Origin of the sequence: Synechococcus sp. PCC 6312, assembly GCF_000316685.1 — a bacterium.
In the GTDB taxonomy this organism is placed as follows: domain Bacteria; phylum Cyanobacteriota; class Cyanobacteriia; order Thermosynechococcales; family Thermosynechococcaceae; genus Pseudocalidococcus.
This window is the reverse complement of sequence record NC_019680.1, coordinates 2,305,520-2,323,297: the sequence shown is the minus strand read 5'-3', so window position 1 is coordinate 2,323,297 and position 17,778 is coordinate 2,305,520. Positions and strand designations below refer to the sequence as shown.

Sequence of the window (17,778 nt, the reverse complement as noted above, 5' to 3'; positions counted from 1 at the left end):
GGCCCAGGTGATTAGGGGAAAACCGTTAGCCCACCCTCGCAGGTCAGTTTTTCGGGAGTTAAGCATAGAGACTCCAGATGGACATCCTCCCCCAGGTTAATCTGAATGGTTTGGGGCTCTAAGCCAAAGGCCCGCAGTTGCCGAAACTCTAAACATTGGGGACTGGCCAAACCAATTTCTGAGGCAAAGCTGATGGTGAAGGGCTGTTCTCCCAGCAAATTTAAGGTGCAGTCTAAGGCCCCATGACCAAAATTGACTGTGGCTTCCGCAACTTGGAGGGTGGCTAATGCAGTGGGTAAGGGCTGATTTAATTCTTTGGAGAGAATACAGATCAAATCCCGCAGAGCCGAACGCATCAGGTCTGAGTCCAAGGATTGTTGAAAATCGGCGGAGGTCAAGTGAAGTTCACCCCAGGCCTGGATGGGTTCGAGAAGCTTTAAGGGTTTCCCCCGCAGCACTTGGCCCAGATTGACGCGAATATTTTCCGCCTGGAGTCGGGCCTGGGTTAAACAAAGTCCTTGGAAAATTACCCCCACAGCCAACACTCGCACTAAGGGTAAATAGCCGGCCAAAACCTGTTGATCCTTGGCCTGTAGGTCTATTTCTAACTCTGTAACTGCTTCTACTTGGGTTTGGAGCCACCATCGCAAAGCCGGAGTGAGGACCCGCCGAATCAATCGCTGCTGACCTCTGGGAACATCCTGAGCTTGGGGTAAATCAGCCTGGGTGGTCGGGGCTTCCTCTGGGGCAATGGGAGCAGGTTGCCCAAGATTAGACAGATCAGACGTTACCGGAAAACGAGTCATGGACGCAGAACACCAGCCAAAAGGTCTGTCCCATCATAGGGGGTTTGGAGATCCTGGAGATCGGATTTTCGCAAGTTAAGCCCCTCGGTAAAATTCTGGCTGTGAAGCTGACGTTACAGATGATTGCGAAATTTAGATCTGAGGGCCGCAAGTGTTAACTTCTAATATGGCAACTACGCCAACACCGTTAAACCAAGTTTCATACCCCACCTGCCGTTGGTTAATTTGGTTTTTTTGTCGAGTGTTAATCAAGGAGAACACGTTGCAGTCCCACACTTCCGCCTCAGCTTCCAGCCTTCGGGAAGATTTGAGTGATTACGTTGCTCACCTTCAACTTCACATGGCACTCCAGGCCCGGAATTTAGTTCCTTCTCTCAAGAACTCTCCCGATAGTCGCGAGCAACTCTTGCAGCAAACCCAGGCCACCTTTGAAAAGCATATTTCTCGCCAAAGTTACCTCGGTTAAATCCCCAGTTTTTGGGAGATGAGCTTGCAGGGATAGAGATATTGCTCCAGGCCGATATTCTCTGGGTTAGCTTAGGTGCAGTCAGAATCGGTTTGCCATCAAAACTTCCAGAAAAACGTTCCCGGCCTGGAAATAGTCCCTTTGGTGCGACTGTTTGACGAGGGAGCATCAGTAAAACAGTTGGACTGCCAGTCAATAACTTTGCATCATCTTTTGGGCTGGGCTAGACATAGGAATTCATCCTCAATTCTCAAGCGGACTGTATGGCCTGGGGACAATTCATCGCGTAGATCCAGGCCGGTTATGGGAGAGATAGGGCATAGGCCTCACTATTGTCGCCACCCCCTCACAAGTCTCTGAACCCAAGTTCCCCCTGGCCAATCATCTTAGAATGGGGAGAGGGAGGGCCAGCACCAACACCCATGAAATATTCTGCACCCCGTAAACAGTCCAGTTTCCAAAAACTCCTTACCTATCTGCGGCCCCATTGGCGCGTTACCTTGGCGGGAATTCTGGCCCTGCTGGTGGTCAACATCCTAGGCACCTATTTACCCCTGCTGATTGGCCAGGCCATTGATGAACTCCAAGATCAGTTTGAATATCAACGAGTTCTGTTTTATGTGTTTGCCCTCCTGGGGATGGCCTCGATCATGTGGTTTATTCGGATGGCCTCGCGAATTTGGCTGTTTGGCACAGGCCGTCAAGTGGAATTTGACCTCAAACAACAGATTTTTGAACATCTTCTGAAGATGGATCCGGCCTACTTTGCCCGGAACTCGGCCGGAGATTTGATTAGTCGCTCCACCAGTGATGTGGATAATATTCGCCGCCTAGTTGGTTTTGCTGTTCTCAGTTTTGTCAATACCATTTTTGCCTATGCCTTGACCTTACCTGTGATGTTAGCGATTCATCCCGGCCTGAGTTTGGGGGCGATTTCGGTCTATCCGTTAGTGTTACTAATTGTCATGGGCTTTAGTAATCAAATGCGCCTTGAACAACTGGAAACCCAGGAAGCTTTAGCAGACCTCAGTGATTTAATTCAAGAAGATATGAGTGGCATGGCCGTTATCAAGATCTATGCCCAAGAAGAAAATGAACGTCAGCAATTTAGCCGACTGAATCAAGACCTGTTAGCCGCCAACTTGAACCTGGCCAAAACCCGGAACGTGATTTTTCCGATGCTGGGGGGAATGGTGAGTTTAAGCCTGTTGATTCTCCTCTGGTTCGGCAGCCGGATGATTGCGGCCAATACGATTCAAGTTGGGGATTTCGTCGCCCTGTTGCTCTACATTGAACGGTTGATTTTTCCGACTGCCTTGTTGGGGTTTACGATTACAGCCTATCAGCGGGGAGAAGTGAGTATTGATCGAATTGAGGCTATCTTGGCGGTGGATCCCCAAATTCAAGATGATCCAACTGCTATTCCCTTAACCTCAAAAAAAGTTCAGGGCAAAATTGAGGTTAAACATCTCAACTACACCTATCCCCAGGCCCCGCGCCCAGCCCTAGAGGACGTTAACTTTCGGATTGAACCAGGGGAAACGGTCGCCATTGTCGGGCCAATTGGGTCTGGTAAATCAACCCTGGCGAATGCGCTTCCCCGACTGTTGGATGTTGGTGCGGGGCAAATTTTCTTAGATGGGATGGATATTACCCAAATTCGGGTTAGGGATTTGCGGGCCTGTATGTCCTATGTTCCCCAGGATAGTTTTCTATTCAGTACAAGCCTCAAAAACAATATTCGCTACGGTAATCCCCAGGCCGAGCTTCCAGAGATTGAAACCGCTGCCCAAGCTGCCCAAATCCACCATGAAATCCTTAACTTTCCCGATGAATATCAGACGGTGGTAGGAGAACGGGGGATTACCTTATCAGGGGGCCAACGCCAACGTACCGCCTTAGCCAGGGCCTTGTTATTAGATGCGCCAATTTTAATTTTGGATGATGCCTTGGCGAGTGTGGATAATCAGACTGCAACCCAAATTCTTCAAAATCTCCAAAGTAAACCCATTCAGCAAACGATTATTTTCATTACCCACCAACTTTCAGCCGCCGCTCTAGCCCAGCGGATTTTAGTGATGAATCGGGGCACAATTGTTCAATTTGGAACTCATGCAGAACTGATTCAAACCCCAGGCCTGTATCAAGAGCTTTGGCAACGGCATCAAATGCAATCTAATCTCTAGAAAATACATATAGCATTCCGTCTTGATTTGTGAGAATGATTGATCATCGTAGGCCCTGACAAGGAATACCCCCTCATTAAGTCTAGGCTGGAATCAAAAGTTTGCAAGTACAAATAATTCCGTACTAATCTCACGAATCATTACTGTTTGCTATGGAGTTAACCAACAAATATTTATATATAGCATTCCGTTTTTATATATGAGACAATATTAATATTCGGTGGATAATTTGATGGATGAATTAAATCAATTTATAGAGACTTGTCTAGATTCAAGAGAAATGAAGCGTGCCTTGGCTGTAAAGATGACATTGCAAGGATTTACTCACTCAGAAATTATGACTCTACTCCAGGTTTCGTCAGGATTTATTACGAAGTGGAAACAAGTCTTTCTATTGTCTGGTATCAACGCATTGAAACTGGGTTACAAAGGCAAGGCTAGATATTTATCAAATTTTGAAAAACAACAAGTTATTCATTGGTTAAAACAACAGAATCATTGTAATCTTGAAGAACTAGAAGAGTATATATTAGAAACTTCTAATATCATTTGTGCGGCTAAATCAAGTTATTATAACCTATTGTATGAAGCAGGTCTGTCTTGGCAAAAAGCCCAAGTGACTTATCCTTAGAAAGACCCTGAGAAAGTGGCGTTAAAAAAAGGAAATTTGTCAGTATTTAGACGCACATCGTCCCAGTATTGAATCTGAAGAAACTGTTGTCTATTGCCTGGATTTTGGCGTAGTCTCCCGGAGGGATTGAGTCATCTGGTCTGGGGAGATACCTGCGGATATACCTGGGGAAAAATCGATACCAGGGTACACATTCCTATTTCTAATCCAAAACAAAGACAAACCTATTATGGCGAAATTAACTACCGAACAGGGCAGATCATTATGAGAGCTTATACGAAAGGAAATAGTGTGAATACGATTAAATTTATAGAGACCCTGAGAACAATTCACCCCCATCAAAAACTGATTCTGATTTGGGATGGTGCTACTTATCATGACAGTCAAGAGTTTCGCAATTATTTAAGTGAAGTCAATGGAGATAAACCTGAACATCATTGGCCACTTTATTATATTAAACTAGCTCCCTATGTGCCTGAACAAAATCCAATTAAAGCGATGTGGCTACAAGCTAAAAACTTCTTGAGAAAAGTCTGGCATCTGTTTAAAACATTTAAAACTGTCAAGTGGTTATTTCAATCGTTTATTAATCATTTTATTTTGCGTTCTGCGCAGCTTAATATGTATGGTATCTTCTCATCAATTATTACTGTTTGCTCTAGTTCCCAAAACCAATTAGGGTTGCTATGGATCGAAACTCATGAGCTTTGATTGTGGCTTAATATTTTTACATTCGCAGTAAAACTCTAGGATCTCTTGATCCAGGATTGGCTTAACTTCTAGTACTTTCTTGAACTGAGCTTCTAACTGTAAAAAATCTAGAGGAACATCGTAAGCATGGCAAAAAAAGTGCTTGAAGGTTCACAAGCTGTTGAGTTGTTCGTAACTGTCCCAGGATAACAGTGAAGGGCGAACCCCAGGAACAGACTGCATCATGCGTTCGAGTAATTGGGTATGCCATTGGGGGCTGTCACTAATATTATTTTCAAAGTAAATTGCGACTATCTTGAGTAACTCTTCCACTGCACAGTAAAAGTTATGGATTTAGTAGGCCAGGCTTTCAAGCTTCTCGACATTATCAGACTCCAGGCCTTTGGCACGATTTTGGAGCAGAATAAAAATTCGATCAATCGTCTGTTGTTGGTTAATGTCGGCTTGGAATAAAATTAGTTGACCGCTGTCCATGATATTCCTTCCTGCCGCAGGCGATCACTAAAATGGCATTGGGCCAGGTTAATAATATCCACATCCCGTTTTAGGAACTCCGACAGATGCGCTATGGCGGAAAAAAATAAGTCGGGGTTGATTTGTTCAACGGCAAGATCCACATCGGATCGGGATGTGAACTGATAGGGACGGGTTAGAGAACCAACTAAATAGGCCTGGTAAATACCGTAATTCCGGGCATACTCTATTAGCCATTCTTAGAGTTTTGGCCGGGGTAGTTAGCCGATCTTGTTCTTGTTGCTGGCGTTGCTGGGCTTGGCTCTGATCCAGAAGGGGAGTCGGATAATTCATATGTTTGAGTCGGATCGATCTGAAACCTAACATTCCTTCCCACTTTAGGGTAGATGCAGCAGGACTGGCATATTTTGGCTTTAAAACAAAGAAAAATTGTTCTCAACGAAACATGATGAGCGAGCAAGAAAGCAAATATTTTGAAATTGACTTTACCCTAGAAATCATGGCTCGTCAGTATCTAGACAATCGAGTCTAAAAGCAGCTAAAACACCGTGATAAGAGCGATCCTAGCTCGTGGATGTTATAGGATCTACTCACGTTATTTTATAGCTGAGGCATCGGTGCTTCAACTGCATCAACGAACTGCACCCTAGAAGCGAGTCAGAATGAGTCCAACCTATAAGGCTGTCGGAATCAATCTCAAAGCCATGCCTTTAGGAGAAAGTGACCGCCTGCTAACTGTCTTGACCCGTGACCAAGGCCTTCTCAAGCTGGTGGCCGCGGGGGCCCGCCAACCCAAATCTAAATTGGGGGGGAGAACGGCCTTATTTGTCGTCAATCATCTTTTGATTCGCCCCGGCCGCACCCTGGATAAAATTGCCCAGTGTGAATTAATCTATGCCTATCCCCGCTTAAGCCAGCATTTAACAACCTTGGCGGCCGGTCAATATCTAGCAGAAATTATCTTGTACCTAGCCCGGCAACAGCAAACCCAGGCCGACTTGTTTGATTTATTTTGCCAGTCCCTCCAGGATTTAGAGCAGGTACAGGGACGAGCGGTGATGGAAACCTTACTAAAATCCATTTGGCAAATCTTGGCCTGGGCTGGTATTACCCCTCAGTGGGATGAATCTTGGCTGCCGGATAATCAGGATCTCCTGAACCCTGATTGGCGGATTGGGTTTAACCTTGGGGCTGGTTCCTTAGTCCCCCTCTCACAGCCATTGTCCAGCCTCTATGTCAGGGGAACTCATGGGTTTCCTCTGTTGAGTGCAGGTGAATTTCAAATCTTGGCCTGGATTGCCGCGCCGGTCGAAGCAAGGCAGGGGGAAATGGAGCGGCGGCCAATTCAACCTCTGGCGGCCTGGTTAGGGGTGGAGCGTTTGTTGCGACAATATATGCAGTTTCATCTTGAACATCCCCTCAAGGCAGCATCATTGTTGGATAGTTGTTTTTCGCCAATCCCCGCTTCGACTTGAGCACCATCCCTTCCCTATGACCCGTCCCCTTGCCCCTGAACCCTTGAACGCTGATCTGCCGCCTATCCCAAACGCTCCCCCAACTCCTTGGGCTGTGCTCCATAATCAAGCCTTTCTCTGGTTGTGGATCGCCCAGGTATTTTCCCAGTTGGCCGATAAGGTTTATTTGGTGTTGGTGATTGCCCTAACAACCCAATATTTTCAATCAGCCACAGCTAGTATTAGCCCTTGGGTGGCGACCATTATGGTGGTCTTTACCATTCCAGCGGTGCTATTTGGCTCCTTGGCTGGGGTGTTTGTGGATCGCTGGTCAAAAAAACGGGTTCTGATTCTCACCAATTTATGGCGGGCCGGCCTGGTGATCCTGTTGCCCCTCAGTGTTTGGCTTTGGGCAGGGGATGAGCGGGGATTTGCCTTGATTTTGGGAATTACCTTTGGGATTTCAACCCTGACTCAGTTTTTTGCCCCCGCCGAGCAGGCCGCCATTCCCTTACTCGTCGAAAGACATCAACTCCTGAGTGCCAATTCCTTTTATACCTTGACGATGATGGGGGCTTTGGTGGTGGGGTTTGCCATTGGGGAGCCACTCTTGTCCTTGGCCGGTAAATGGGGGGGCTTTGTCGGTGGGCCGGCCATTGTCAGTGGTTGCTATGGGTTGGCGGCTTTGGCCTTACTGTCCCTCAAGTCAGAAGAACAATGTCAGGTGATCCAGGCCACACCTCAGCAGTTTTGGGCCGACTTACGGGAAGGGATGAATTTTCTCAAGGGGCAACCCCTGTTACGGATGGCCTTGCTGCGACTCGTCCTGTTGTTTTCAGTCATGGCGGCCTTGGCGGTGCTTTTGGTGCGAATTGCCGAGGTTATGCCGAGCCTAGAGACAGATCAATTTGGGTTTCTCCTGGTAGCGGGGGCTATCGGTCTTGGGGGGGGTGTGTTAGTTCTCAATACGGTTGGGCATCGCCTCAGCCACAGTCAGTGGAGTCGGATTGGCAGTGGAGGAATGGCGGTCATGCTCCTAGGCCTGGGCCAGACAAGTCGCTCCCTCTGGTTAAGTTTATTGGTGATTGCCGGGATGGGAGCCTTTGCCGCCTTAATTGCAATTCCCATGCAAACGACGGTGCAGACACAAACCCCAGAAGACCTGCGGGGAAAAATCTTTGGACTCCAAAATAACCTCATTAACATTGCCCTCAGTCTACCCTTGGCGGTGGCGGGAATTGCGGAAACCCTCTGGGGCTTGAAAATTGTCCTGACTGGCCTGGCGGTGATGATTTTTTTGGGGTTAGTTTGGCCAGGCCCGGATCATGAGCAACCCGATACCTCATCCAATGAGATCAAATTAAACAAGTTCTAATGCAGGGATGGCAGCCTCCAGGCCCAGGGCCACATGAGTCCAATGGGTTCCCCCCTGACAAAAGACAATATAAGGTTCTCGCAACGGGCCATCGGCGGAAAATTCTGAGGTGCTGCCATCAATAAATGTCCCACCGGCCATCACCAACTCTGATTCATATCCAGGCATCGGGGCGGGAATCGGGTCAAGGTACGATCCGACAGGGGAAATTTTTTGTAAAGCACGACAAAAGGCAATGAGTTTTTCGGGACTGCCCAACTGAATCGCCTGGATTACATCACAGCGAGGAGCGAGGGGGCCTGGATTGACGGGATAGCCTAATTGATCAAACACATAGCCGGTTAGATAATTCCCTTTGAGAGCTTCCCCAACCATTTGTGGAGCCAAAAATAAGCCTTGTAGCAACAACCGATTTTGATCAAAGGTTGCCCCACCCTCACTGCCAATTCCGGGAGCTGTTAACCGACAGGCCGCTGCCTCGACTAAATCTTGTCGCCCCGCCACATAACCCCCAGCCGTGACAATCGTTCCCCCTAAGTTTTTGATGAGCGAACCGGCCATTAAGTCTGCGCCAACCGCACTGGGTTCTTGGGTTGAGGTTAATTCCCCGTAGCAGTTATCTACGAAACAAACAATATTGGGGTCTTGTTGCTTAACCAGGCCAATGATTTTACCAATATCCTCTAGGCTGAGACTGGGCCGCCAACTATAGCCACAGGAGCGTTGAATCGTGACCATTTTGGTTTGAGGGCGCAAGGCCTGGGCAATCGCAGACGAATCGGGTCTTCCGGCTGGAGTTAATTCAATTTGGCGGTAACTAATGCCAAAATCCCGTAAAGAGCCTTGTCCTTCACCCCGTAAACCAATCACTTCCTCCAGGGTGTCATAGGGGCTACCGACCACCGAGAGCAATTCATCCCCAGGCCGCAAGATCCCAAACAAGGCCGCGGCAATGGCATGGGTTCCAGAGACAAACTGGACTCGGACAAGGGCTGCTTCAGTGCCTAAAATATCCGCCAAGATTTTGTCTAACAGGTCTCGCCCCAGATCTCCATGTCCATAGCCCGAAACACTACTGAAATGGTGACTCCCCAACCGATGCTGTCGAAATGCAGTTAAGACGCGACTTAAGTTTTCTTTGACCAGTAGATCAATCTCGTAAAAGGTGGGGCTGAGGGTCGTGAGGGCCTGGGTAATGAGGGGATGGGTCATGGGATTGAGGACAAAAGAACAATGTGGGGTTAAAAATCCGCTTCAGCCAGACTCGATGGAAAAGATGGGTCTAAAAGTTGCTCCCAGGTATATGGAGAGTAGGAAGGCAAATCTCGATTCTGCAAGGGTGTTTCAGACACGACTAAATCAACTGCCAATGGAAAGCTAATCTCTAGGGCTTCTTGGATGAACGGCTTTAAGCTGAGATTTAGTTTTAGGAGGATTTTGATTTGTCGACGTTGATTGCGAATGCTAACAAAACAACTTTTACTTCTCTTTTCTGGTTGATAGTCCCATTTGAGGAGATGCCCAATTAAGATGACTAATCGGTTACATAATTCTTGTCGTTGTTGTTTACCCAAAGACTCAATTTCCTCAATCAAGTTGACAAAATCTAGTTGTTCTAAACAGCGTTCCCGTAAAAGATCAGCTTGTTGAACTGTCCAGGCGTAGAAATCGGTTTCGTAGAGATTCGTTTTCATACATTTCCACAGAATTTAGTGATTAAGTACAGGCTTCTAGGGCATCCAGATCAGCACTAACAATAGACTCTAGGTTACGGGTAATTTTCTCGATATCCCAATCCCACCAGGCCAAGGCTAACAACCGTTCAATCACCTCTGGGGCAAAACGAGACCGAATCACTTGGGCTGGATTTCCCCCAACAATTCCATAGGCTGGTACGTCTTTTGTTACGACAGATTTTGCGGCAATAATTGCGCCTGAACCCATTTGAACCCCTGGCATTATCGTCGCCCCATAACCAATCCAAACATCATTGCCTACCACCGTGTCGCCTTTATAGGGATAGTCACTGGCCTGGGGGGTAATCCGCTGCCAACTCTGGCCAAAAATTTCAAAGGGAAAGGCCGAAAATCCCGACATTTTATGATTTCCCCCGTTCATAAGAAACTGCACCCCACAGGCCAAGGCACAGAACTTCCCAATAATTAACTTGTCACCAACAAAGGGAAAATGATATAAGACGTTTCGTTCAAAATTTTCGGAGTCAATTGGATCATCGTAATAGGTATAGTCCTCAATCATAATGTTTGGATTAGTGACTGTATTTTTAATAAAACAAACTTGGGGAAACTCTGGTAGTGGATGAACAGAATTGGGACTAGGATAAACAAATCTTGGCATATAGGAAAATTTTTTATTAGCAGTAATGAGAGTAAAATTTAGCGGCAGTTGTTTTGAATGTCAGAATTAGACGGATGATTACTATACTTGCTCGAAGATAGTCCAGTCAATTCCGAGTTGCTTAATTGCTGCCTTGAGTGTTCCTAACTTTATGTCACGACTACCCCAATCTGGAATCACAGTTGTTTTATTCGTTTCAGGATTAAACCATTTGCGATGAGACCCACCAGAACGCTGACGAATTTCGTGACATTCGAGCTTAGATAGTTTTCTGGCAACATCTCGATACTTCATGAAGTAGAAATAATTGTCTCGATCAAAGCAGGTGTTTTTTGATCAATAATTTCTAAACCATTAGGCAGGGGTTTGCCAAAATCCTCATAAAGCTCTAAGACCGATGTAAAAGCATCTCGGACATTCGCAATCACGTCTGGCATAGAATCGCCTTCAGTAATCAACTCTGGAAACAACGGAGATGTAACAGTAAAACCGCCTTCTGGTTGGGGAGTGAGGAGAATTGGAATCTTATACAGCATTCTGACTACGTTTAATTAAGTCATTAAGATTGTATCCCAGGTCTAAACCTCAGCCCTTGCCACATTACGAATGCCAAAGGGAACATGAACCGAGGGAATATTTTGGGCGACTGAGGAAAGGTGAGTCATTTGATCATCAAAGAAAATGTGGGGTTTCATCACTTCTAGGATAGAGCGTTTTTCCAGGCCCCCTAAAAAGAAAGTTTCATCCGGCCTTACCCCCCAAGCATTTAAGGTGGTCACGACCCGATCACTGGCGGGGGAATTGCGGGCTGTAATGATGGCGGTGCGGAGAATGCGGGTGTACTGACTTGTTACTTCGGCCCGTTCACTTTCTAAGCGTTGAAAGGCAGCTAATTTCTTAAATAGGTTACTCAAGGGGCCAGGATTGTGGGGAACATGGGCCTTTTCAATTTCATGGGCCTGGAAAGAATCTAAGTTGCCAGCATAGTAAACCGCTTCGGCTTCATCATCGGCTAAAACCCCATCAAAATCAAAGGCAATCCGCAATTCAGAGTCGGTTTCTTCATCATGGACTTGGGAGGGCAAAACAATTCCGGCTGGATGACCTGCATGAATGGCCTGGCGCACATCCTGTTCATTGGCCGAGAGAAATAGGGCAATATTAAAGGCCGGAATGTAAGGATGGGGAGATTTACCATTCAAAAAACCAGCCCGTGTGATCCCCAGGCCATAATGTTTAATGCTGTTAAAGACTCGCTGACCGGTATCAGGATCGTTTTTGGACAGGAGGATCACCTCTACGGGCTGCTGATCGGGGTAGGCCTGGTTAATCCCCAAAAATCGGCGCACAAAGGGAAATGCAACTCCCAACGGTAAGGGTTCCCAAGATTTCTCCCGTTGAAAATGGCGATAGGCGGCGGCTCCCTTCTCGATAAAGATTTGATGGGATTCTGTCAAGTCAAATAAGGCACTGGAGGCCACCCCAATCACCAATTTTTCCGCCAGACTAGCCGTCATTGCCCTGCCCTAAATCTTCTTTGAGAACCATCTGATCCCTGATGGAATTATGCCGATGTAGTCTTAAGACCTCTTTAAGCCGATTTAAGCCAAATTAGGTCTTGCAACCGGGTGACACAGTTCGCTTTTGGGGACTAGAAAGCCTAAAAGCTTAACCAACAATATATTTCCTGGCTTGTTTTCATTCAGCCCTCAAGGATCATTAAAAGGCAATTCCTCATTCTAAATACTGCTAAAAAGCGAGAAATCACGAGTCCCAAAGTGGAGTGTTAAGGCCAGGTTCGTATGCTCTAAACAGTTAATTAACCAATCAACTTGCTGCCGCTGGCAAGACTGATAGTGATTAAATAAAATTGCCAAGCGTTGCTCTAAATGGGTTCTGGCTTTTTTGCAGATCAAAATAATTTTCAGTAACAGGCCCACAGTCGCCGTTGTGCCAATCGTATTCAACAAATCCATAAACACAGCATGATTGGGATTATCGGGATGTTCCACCACCAAGTAGTTCAAAGTTTGGCAACAGGTACGCACCAAAAGAAACTCATTCATCGCCGGGGCCTGTTGGAGGCTGGGTAAAGTGGTGAGATAGTGCTGCAACCGTTGACCAAAGCGACTGTTCCGTTGATCCAGGCCGGGAATATCCGTCAAATACCGATGAAAATCCTGCTGAAAATTTTGCGGCGCACTACTGGTGATGACCCGGCTTTGGAGCGAGAGGGCCTGCTGTCGAAAGGTATTTTTGCCGTTGGGCTTGCCGACATAATGCCGTAATGCGGTTTTGAGTTCTTGATCCGTTAGCAGGGTCGGATTGGGCTGCTGGACAAGACTCCCTTGGGCCCGGCGAAACTCTGTCGTCAGGTACTTAGAAATATCCCGCTCAAACAGGCCTTGGGTTTCCTGTTGTGATTTACGGATATACTCTTTTTCTTCGGGGGTATTTCCCTGGCTGAGGAGGCAGTGATCATAGAGATAGGGATAGCGGCGAATTAGGGTTACAAGGGGGCGTTCTGTGTGGCGGCGGACTTCCCGAACATCCAAGGTATCTTCACAGTAAAACTCGATGAGGCGGCGTAATTTTTGAAAATATTCGCTCTGAATGTAGCTTTTAACCAGTTGTCGTAACCGCCGCACTGCATCCGCACGACTCAGGCCTGGGGCTGGAACCATAATCGGACTAGAGAGCATGGCCAAAAAGTCCTGTACTGCGGCCTGGAGAAATGGGCGAGACTGCCAACGGTTAATTAAAATATGACAACAGCGGTTAAAGAATAACTTGAAGGTTTGTTGCCCTTGGGGACTGGCTACGATCTGATCCAGAATGAGTTGAATCTCCCGATCTGGATAGTTATAGCCCGTTAGGAATAACGTCCGAAATCGCTCAATGACTTGGTGAGGTGTTTCCTTCTGCACACAGTCCAGCAGGTGGTCATAAATCACTTGTTGATCATTTTGCTGCATCCACAGATTCATGGTGTTCATGATTTGGCCTGCTCTTGGGAGTGAAAATACTATCTCAAGGACACCAGCAACAAAACTTATTCGATACCTAAGATCGCCTATTTCTGGTATTGGCAAATGATAACGAGGTGTCCCCGGCATCTTGGTGATTTAGCTCACAGATATCTAGTGATTCTAGTCACAAAAAACAACGGCCGGGAATCAAGGATTTATCACCCCAAGATGGTCTATGTCCCCAGGGTAGAATCCGCAAGCACCATCTAGTCTTCGGTTTTGGCAAACTGAACTAGGGCAGGGAAAGCTTGGGATTAACCTAACTTATATTAAGCATCAAAGATATTTAAGGCTTCCGGCAGTGTCTAGAGCACTATAACGTCAAGGCCTGGGGATTGGTGGCAATGAGTTTGGCCAGGTCTTGGAGAAAAGCAGCGGCATCAGCCCCATAGATGACTCGATGATCACAGGTAATATTCACTTCCATCTGGGATTGCACTCCAATTAACCCCTCTTTTGTGGCCACGACCGTGGGTTTTGAGCCGCCCACCGCCATAATTGCCCCTTGACCGGGGGTGAGAATTGCATCAAACCCGTTTACACCGAACATACCCAAATTAGAGAGGCTAAAGGTGCCGCTGTTATATTCATCTGGTTGCAGTTGCTTGGCCCGGGCCCGCTCGACTAAATCCTTCCAAGTCCGAGAGAGAGTATAAATATCTACTTTGTCCGCATCTTTCAACACAGGGGTAATCAAACCACCGCCGGGCATGGCCACTGCAATGGCAATATTGATGTTGGGCTTGTATTGGATGCCTTGTTCTGTGTAGCAGGCGTTGATAATTGGGTGTTTTTGGAGAGTGAGCGCAACTGCCTTGGCCAAGAGAGCCGTCATCGTCACACCTTTGGACTTGATCTGCTTGTAGAGGGCATCCAGGCCATCGGTGGTGATGGTGTAGCTAACGTGGAAGTCAGGAATTTGCAAGCTGGCGTTCATATTCCGCACAACCGCATTTTGGAGAGTCGTCAGGGGTTGAACTTCTCCGGCTAAGGCAGCGGGGCTGACGGTTGGGGTTGGAGTAATATTTGCAGGAGTGGGGAGAGTAACCGGGGCCTGGGGGACTTGAGGGATGGTCGGTGTGACAACTTTCCCTACCGCAGCTTCCACATCAGCCATCGTAATCCGACCATGGGGGCCGCTCCCTTTGCCTTCGAGGGTTTTTAGGTCAACCTTCAGGTCTTTAGCTAGCTTTTTAGCCCGGGGCGAGGCCACTAAACGACCACTGGCCACGGGAGTTGAAATCGTGATGATCGGGGGAGCGACTGAACTACCATTGCTGCTTTGACTATTTCCATTACTGCTTGGGGTTGGGGGCGAGGTGGCGGGTGAACTGGGGGCTTGGGCCTGGGCTTGGGCAATTTCGGCTTCGGTTTCCGCAACTAGGCCAATGGTGGCACCCACAGGGGCGGAAGATCCGGCGGGAACCGTAATGACGGCTAAGAACCCCTCATAGAAGGATTCCACATCCATATCGGCCTTATCTGACTCAACAATGACAACTGTTTCGCCCTTTTCCACCTTATCCCCAGGCTCTTTGACCCAAGCAACAATTTTCCCTTCAGTCATGGTTGAACTTAGGGCCGGCATAAACACTTCGCGAATCATGGGGCAGTTTCCAACAAGCTAGAGAAGAACGGAGGTAAGTGAAGGTGAGACAGGCTCAGGGAAAAGGCTTGGGCAAAACTCAAAAACCCTGAATCAGGACGTCTGATTGGTCTAGAGTATGCCGCGGATATCTTCGATTACACCATCTCGGAGCAAGATTTCCACCTGCATTTTTTGCACCAGGTTATCTCCCTTTTTAACATAAAAAAAGTTATCCATTTGCCCCTGATCTACTTCCTGTTCAAACTCTAGTTGCTGGACTTGGTTAAGTTGCTGAAGAATCACATTTTTTTGTTGAAGCAGTTCGCTTTTTTGACCATTGGCCTGGGATTGGACTTCTTGGATTTTGGTTTCTACGGCATCACTATTCAGTTCAGTTTTCTGTTTCCGGAGTTCTGTCACGACCTGCTGAAGTTGCCCGTCAAGCTGTTGGAGTTGGCCATCCAGTTGATTGATCTGGGCCTGGAGTTGGCGTTGGGCATCTTCTTTCCACAGGGGCGTGACTACGGCCTTGATGTTAATTTGGCGGCGTAACAGGAGTGGATCCACAGTAGTCTCCATAAAAAGCAGGGGAACCTTAACTAAACATCCCGTTGATCATATCGTGGTAGCGTTCCATCACAACATGGCGGCGGATTTTTAGGGTTTGGGTGAGCAGACCATTATCAATGGTAAAGGGTTCCAAAATAAACCGAAAGTCAGCAATCCGGTCATCAGGACGATAGCCCGGCCGGTTTTTGATTTCCCGAACAAGCTCTTGGCGATATAAATCCTGGATGACCTTGCTTTCGAGGGTCACTTTTTTGCCACCAGACGGGGACTGGCCTGGGAGTTCTAAGGCATACCCGGATTCTGTCAGCCACAGTTGCAAGGCCTCGACATTGGGGACAATCAAGGCTCCTAGGGCTTTTTGATCCTGTCCCACCAGCATGATCTGATCCACATAGGGACTCCGAATACAGGCATCTTCAATCGGTTGGGGTTCGATATTTTCGCCATTGCTGAGGACAATCGTGTCTTTTTGCCGGCCAGTGAGGACAATATCTCCCGCGGGGGTCAGTAGGCCCAAATCCCCTGTATCAAACCAACCTTCGGAGTTGAGAACTTTGGCGGTGGCTTCTGGTCTGTTGTAATAGCCCTGCATGACTTGGGGCCCCGCGCCATGACCAGGCCCTTTTGCCAAAACCCAACTGGCTCCTTAATTTCAGGGTGAACAATTTTCAATTCTGTATCCGGTAAGGGCCGCCCGGAGGAACCCCGTAAATTCCCCCAGTATCGCCGCCCACTCAAGACTACAGCCGTTTCGGTTAAGCCATAGCCCACCAAGACTTCCACACCAATCATTTCGTAGAAGGTATCTAAATGGGCGGCCAAGGCTCCACCGCCGCTGATCACTTGCTTCAAGGCTCCCCCAGTTGCCCCACGGATTGTGCTGTAAACCTTTTTCTCTCCCAGGCCATAGAGGGGCTTTAAGCAAAAGAGTTGGACTTTAGCCCAAAATTTATCAGCACCGGAAGGATTCGGCTGCTCTAAACTCAATCCCTGGATAATCCGGCGGCTTTTGACATAGTGGGTGCCAATGTTGAGGAAAAATTCGGCTAAACGGCGTTTACTGGCTGGGGCTTCTCGGAGTTGTTTTTGGACTCCTTCATAAATCGCTTCCCAAATCCGAGGCACGGCAATCATGTATTGGGGTTTGTGTTTTTTCAGATCGTTTTTGAAATGGCGGATGTTGGTATAGGTTTGGCTGCATCCACTCGCAAAGAGAAAATATTCACAAACCCGTTCATAGGCGTGCCAAATCGGCAAAATACTTAAGACCCGATCCCCTGGTTCTGGTTGGACTACGGCCCAGATATTAATGATCTGACTGAGGAGGCCGGCATGGGTAATCATCACGCCCTTGGGTTGTCCTGTGGTGCCGGATGTGTACATCAAGGTGGCAAGGTTATCTTTTTTAAAGGGAACCGAGCGCACGGGGCCATATTTACCTTCTTGAAAGACTTGAGCAAAGTTTAAGAGGCGACAAGGAATATCTAAGGCAGGATTTTGGGGTTGCTCGGCTGAGAGAAGAATAATTGCTTTGAGGGGAATAAACTCTAGGCCGGGGGCGATTTTTTTGAGGGTGGCCAGGTCTTCAATAATCAATAGGCTTGAGCCACTGTCCTTGAGAATGTAGAGCAATTCTTGGGCTTCGGCCGTCCCACTGCGAACCACATTGACAGCACCAGCCAGCATTGTCCCTTGATCGGCAATTAACCAGCGGGGACTGTTATCGGCAAAGAGGGCAATGCGTTCTTCGGGTTCAATCCCCAAGGCCTGAATTCCGGCGGCAAACCGTTGAATTTGGCGATAAAGTTCACTGTAGGCAATGGCAGCGGTGGGTTCTTCGTAGGGGGCATTTAGAGCAATAATCTCGGGATAACGCTGGGACAAAAGACTCCAAATTTGGGGTAGTGCTTGCAATTTTTTATATTCTTCCCAGGCCTGGGGGAGCTTGGCATCTTGGGGTAATCCAGCCGCTGGTGTCTTGGTATATGCTGCTTCAACCATAGATCCCCACTCGATAAAACACCGTTTCACCCCTGATAATACTCATTTTCTGGCCCCTTCATGCCCGAATTTTGAGAAATCTTCCTAGCTATCCGGCCTGGCATCCCGTAAAATGACTGTGCCATTACT

Annotated in this window: 21 protein-coding genes; 6 read left to right on the top strand and 15 right to left on the bottom strand. The window is 47.6% G+C overall.

Annotated features, from left to right (window positions below; translation table 11 throughout):
- Positions 1 to 11: 11 nt before the first annotated feature.
- Positions 12 to 806 (bottom strand): DUF2993 domain-containing protein, encoded by a 795-nt coding sequence (locus SYN6312_RS11320; RefSeq protein WP_015125016.1) that lies wholly within the window; start codon positions 804 to 806, stop codon positions 12 to 14.
- Between the two features lie 262 nt (positions 807 to 1,068).
- Here SYN6312_RS11320 and SYN6312_RS11315 point away from each other — a divergent pair, with 262 nt between their 5' ends.
- The 4 genes from SYN6312_RS11315 (at position 1,069) to SYN6312_RS11300 (ending at position 4,800) form a co-directional block, all read left to right on the top strand.
- Entirely contained in the window at positions 1,069 to 1,272 is a 204-nt protein-coding gene (locus SYN6312_RS11315) for a hypothetical protein (protein ID WP_041430830.1), read from the top strand.
- Between the two features lie 422 nt (positions 1,273 to 1,694).
- Positions 1,695 to 3,458 (top strand): ABC transporter ATP-binding protein, encoded by a 1,764-nt coding sequence (locus SYN6312_RS11310; RefSeq protein WP_015125014.1) that lies wholly within the window; start codon positions 1,695 to 1,697, stop codon positions 3,456 to 3,458.
- Between the two features lie 232 nt (positions 3,459 to 3,690).
- Positions 3,691 to 4,089, top strand: coding sequence for a helix-turn-helix domain-containing protein (locus SYN6312_RS11305; protein WP_041431462.1), 399 nt, complete (start codon positions 3,691 to 3,693; stop codon positions 4,087 to 4,089).
- A gap of 126 nt (positions 4,090 to 4,215) precedes the next feature.
- Positions 4,216 to 4,800, top strand: a complete 585-nt coding sequence (locus SYN6312_RS11300; RefSeq protein WP_172636052.1) for a transposase — start codon at positions 4,216 to 4,218, stop codon at positions 4,798 to 4,800.
- Between the two features lie 150 nt (positions 4,801 to 4,950).
- Here the strand turns inward: SYN6312_RS11300 and SYN6312_RS21025 are convergent, their stop codons facing one another.
- The 3 genes from SYN6312_RS21025 to SYN6312_RS21020 are packed head-to-tail and all read right to left on the bottom strand — an operon-like array spanning position 4,951 to position 5,504.
- Positions 4,951 to 5,133 (bottom strand): hypothetical protein, encoded by a 183-nt coding sequence (locus SYN6312_RS21025; RefSeq protein ID WP_371257403.1) that lies wholly within the window; start codon positions 5,131 to 5,133, stop codon positions 4,951 to 4,953.
- Complete coding sequence (locus SYN6312_RS19855; RefSeq protein WP_156804785.1) at positions 5,134 to 5,274, bottom strand: hypothetical protein; 141 nt, start codon at positions 5,272 to 5,274, stop codon at positions 5,134 to 5,136.
- Positions 5,256 to 5,504: a nucleotidyltransferase domain-containing protein gene (locus tag SYN6312_RS21020; RefSeq protein ID WP_216594223.1), complete on the bottom strand. Its 249-nt coding sequence runs from the start codon at positions 5,502 to 5,504 to the stop codon at positions 5,256 to 5,258. Before SYN6312_RS21020 ends, SYN6312_RS19855 begins: the two co-directional genes overlap by 19 nt.
- Positions 5,505 to 5,936: 432 nt before the next feature.
- On the opposite strand from SYN6312_RS21020, the gene recO reads away from it, so the two are divergent.
- Together recO and SYN6312_RS11285 are read left to right on the top strand one after the other, a co-directional pair.
- Positions 5,937 to 6,749, top strand: coding sequence for a DNA repair protein RecO (recO, locus tag SYN6312_RS11290; RefSeq protein ID WP_015125013.1), 813 nt, complete (start codon positions 5,937 to 5,939; stop codon positions 6,747 to 6,749).
- Positions 6,750 to 6,765: 16 nt separating this feature from the next.
- The gene (locus tag SYN6312_RS11285; RefSeq protein WP_015125012.1) at positions 6,766 to 8,103 is read left to right on the top strand and encodes an MFS transporter; all 1,338 of its coding nucleotides are present in this window, start codon (positions 6,766 to 6,768) and stop codon (positions 8,101 to 8,103) included.
- Here SYN6312_RS11285 and SYN6312_RS11280 read toward each other — a convergent pair.
- The 11 genes from SYN6312_RS11280 to SYN6312_RS11235 all read right to left on the bottom strand — a co-directional run bounded on the left by SYN6312_RS11280 (position 8,089) and on the right by SYN6312_RS11235 (position 17,649).
- The gene (locus SYN6312_RS11280) at positions 8,089 to 9,315 is read right to left on the bottom strand and encodes a methionine gamma-lyase family protein (protein WP_015125011.1); all 1,227 of its coding nucleotides are present in this window, start codon (positions 9,313 to 9,315) and stop codon (positions 8,089 to 8,091) included. The genes SYN6312_RS11285 and SYN6312_RS11280 overlap by 15 nt on opposite strands.
- A 29-nt stretch (positions 9,316 to 9,344) precedes the next feature.
- On the bottom strand, positions 9,345 to 9,797 hold the full coding sequence (locus tag SYN6312_RS11275; RefSeq protein WP_015125010.1) for a DUF29 domain-containing protein: 453 nt from the start codon (positions 9,795 to 9,797) through the stop codon (positions 9,345 to 9,347).
- A 22-nt stretch (positions 9,798 to 9,819) separates the two neighbouring features.
- The gene (locus tag SYN6312_RS11270; protein ID WP_015125009.1) at positions 9,820 to 10,461 is read right to left on the bottom strand and encodes a Vat family streptogramin A O-acetyltransferase; all 642 of its coding nucleotides are present in this window, start codon (positions 10,459 to 10,461) and stop codon (positions 9,820 to 9,822) included.
- 81 nt (positions 10,462 to 10,542) lie between these two features.
- Positions 10,543 to 10,755: a type II toxin-antitoxin system HicA family toxin gene (locus SYN6312_RS21015; protein ID WP_015125008.1), complete on the bottom strand. Its 213-nt coding sequence runs from the start codon at positions 10,753 to 10,755 to the stop codon at positions 10,543 to 10,545.
- Positions 10,752 to 10,997 carry a type II toxin-antitoxin system HicB family antitoxin gene (locus tag SYN6312_RS11260; protein ID WP_015125007.1) on the bottom strand — a complete coding sequence of 82 codons (246 nt, stop codon included), beginning with the start codon at positions 10,995 to 10,997 and terminating at the stop codon, positions 10,752 to 10,754. Before SYN6312_RS11260 ends, SYN6312_RS21015 begins: the two co-directional genes overlap by 4 nt.
- 42 nt (positions 10,998 to 11,039) lie before the next feature.
- The gene (locus tag SYN6312_RS11255) at positions 11,040 to 11,978 is read right to left on the bottom strand and encodes a 5'-nucleotidase (RefSeq protein WP_015125006.1); all 939 of its coding nucleotides are present in this window, start codon (positions 11,976 to 11,978) and stop codon (positions 11,040 to 11,042) included.
- Between the two features lie 222 nt (positions 11,979 to 12,200).
- On the bottom strand, positions 12,201 to 13,457 hold the full coding sequence (locus SYN6312_RS11250) for a hypothetical protein (protein ID WP_015125005.1): 1,257 nt from the start codon (positions 13,455 to 13,457) through the stop codon (positions 12,201 to 12,203).
- 346 nt (positions 13,458 to 13,803) lie between these two features.
- Entirely contained in the window at positions 13,804 to 15,096 is a 1,293-nt protein-coding gene (locus SYN6312_RS11245) for a dihydrolipoamide acetyltransferase family protein (RefSeq protein ID WP_015125004.1), read from the bottom strand.
- A gap of 111 nt (positions 15,097 to 15,207) precedes the next feature.
- Complete coding sequence (locus SYN6312_RS11240; protein WP_015125003.1) at positions 15,208 to 15,657, bottom strand: YlqD family protein; 450 nt, start codon at positions 15,655 to 15,657, stop codon at positions 15,208 to 15,210.
- Positions 15,658 to 15,673: 16 nt separating this feature from the next.
- Positions 15,674 to 16,240 (bottom strand): hypothetical protein, encoded by a 567-nt coding sequence (locus SYN6312_RS21010; RefSeq protein ID WP_371257355.1) that lies wholly within the window; start codon positions 16,238 to 16,240, stop codon positions 15,674 to 15,676.
- Positions 16,153 to 17,649, bottom strand: coding sequence for an AMP-binding protein (locus tag SYN6312_RS11235; protein WP_371257354.1), 1,497 nt, complete (start codon positions 17,647 to 17,649; stop codon positions 16,153 to 16,155). Before SYN6312_RS11235 ends, SYN6312_RS21010 begins: the two co-directional genes overlap by 88 nt.
- Positions 17,650 to 17,778: the final 129 nt, after the last annotated feature.

What these genes read in the sequence shown, in the direction of transcription:
- SYN6312_RS11310 (WP_015125014.1), top strand. Translation starts at nt 1,695, where the DNA reads ATGAAATATTCTGCACCCCGTAAACAGTCCAGTTTCCAAAAACTCCTT.
- SYN6312_RS11245 (WP_015125004.1), bottom strand. Translation starts at nt 15,096, where the DNA reads ATGATTCGCGAAGTGTTTATGCCGGCCCTAAGTTCAACCATGACTGAA.
- SYN6312_RS11260 (WP_015125007.1), bottom strand. Translation starts at nt 10,997, where the DNA reads ATGCTGTATAAGATTCCAATTCTCCTCACTCCCCAACCAGAAGGCGGT.
- SYN6312_RS11270 (WP_015125009.1), bottom strand. Translation starts at nt 10,461, where the DNA reads ATGCCAAGATTTGTTTATCCTAGTCCCAATTCTGTTCATCCACTACCA.
- SYN6312_RS19855 (WP_156804785.1), bottom strand. Translation starts at nt 5,274, where the DNA reads ATGGACAGCGGTCAACTAATTTTATTCCAAGCCGACATTAACCAACAA.
- SYN6312_RS11240 (WP_015125003.1), bottom strand. Translation starts at nt 15,657, where the DNA reads ATGGAGACTACTGTGGATCCACTCCTGTTACGCCGCCAAATTAACATC.
- SYN6312_RS11320 (WP_015125016.1), bottom strand. Translation starts at nt 806, where the DNA reads ATGACTCGTTTTCCGGTAACGTCTGATCTGTCTAATCTTGGGCAACCT.
- SYN6312_RS11305 (WP_041431462.1), top strand. Translation starts at nt 3,691, where the DNA reads ATGGATGAATTAAATCAATTTATAGAGACTTGTCTAGATTCAAGAGAA.
- SYN6312_RS21015 (WP_015125008.1), bottom strand. Translation starts at nt 10,755, where the DNA reads ATGAAGTATCGAGATGTTGCCAGAAAACTATCTAAGCTCGAATGTCAC.
- SYN6312_RS11255 (WP_015125006.1), bottom strand. Translation starts at nt 11,978, where the DNA reads ATGACGGCTAGTCTGGCGGAAAAATTGGTGATTGGGGTGGCCTCCAGT.
- SYN6312_RS21010 (WP_371257355.1), bottom strand. Translation starts at nt 16,240, where the DNA reads ATGCAGGGCTATTACAACAGACCAGAAGCCACCGCCAAAGTTCTCAAC.
- recO (WP_015125013.1), top strand. Translation starts at nt 5,937, where the DNA reads ATGAGTCCAACCTATAAGGCTGTCGGAATCAATCTCAAAGCCATGCCT.
- SYN6312_RS11275 (WP_015125010.1), bottom strand. Translation starts at nt 9,797, where the DNA reads ATGAAAACGAATCTCTACGAAACCGATTTCTACGCCTGGACAGTTCAA.
- SYN6312_RS11250 (WP_015125005.1), bottom strand. Translation starts at nt 13,457, where the DNA reads ATGAACACCATGAATCTGTGGATGCAGCAAAATGATCAACAAGTGATT.
- SYN6312_RS11235 (WP_371257354.1), bottom strand. Translation starts at nt 17,649, where the DNA reads ATGGTTGAAGCAGCATATACCAAGACACCAGCGGCTGGATTACCCCAA.
- SYN6312_RS11280 (WP_015125011.1), bottom strand. Translation starts at nt 9,315, where the DNA reads ATGACCCATCCCCTCATTACCCAGGCCCTCACGACCCTCAGCCCCACC.
- SYN6312_RS11285 (WP_015125012.1), top strand. Translation starts at nt 6,766, where the DNA reads ATGACCCGTCCCCTTGCCCCTGAACCCTTGAACGCTGATCTGCCGCCT.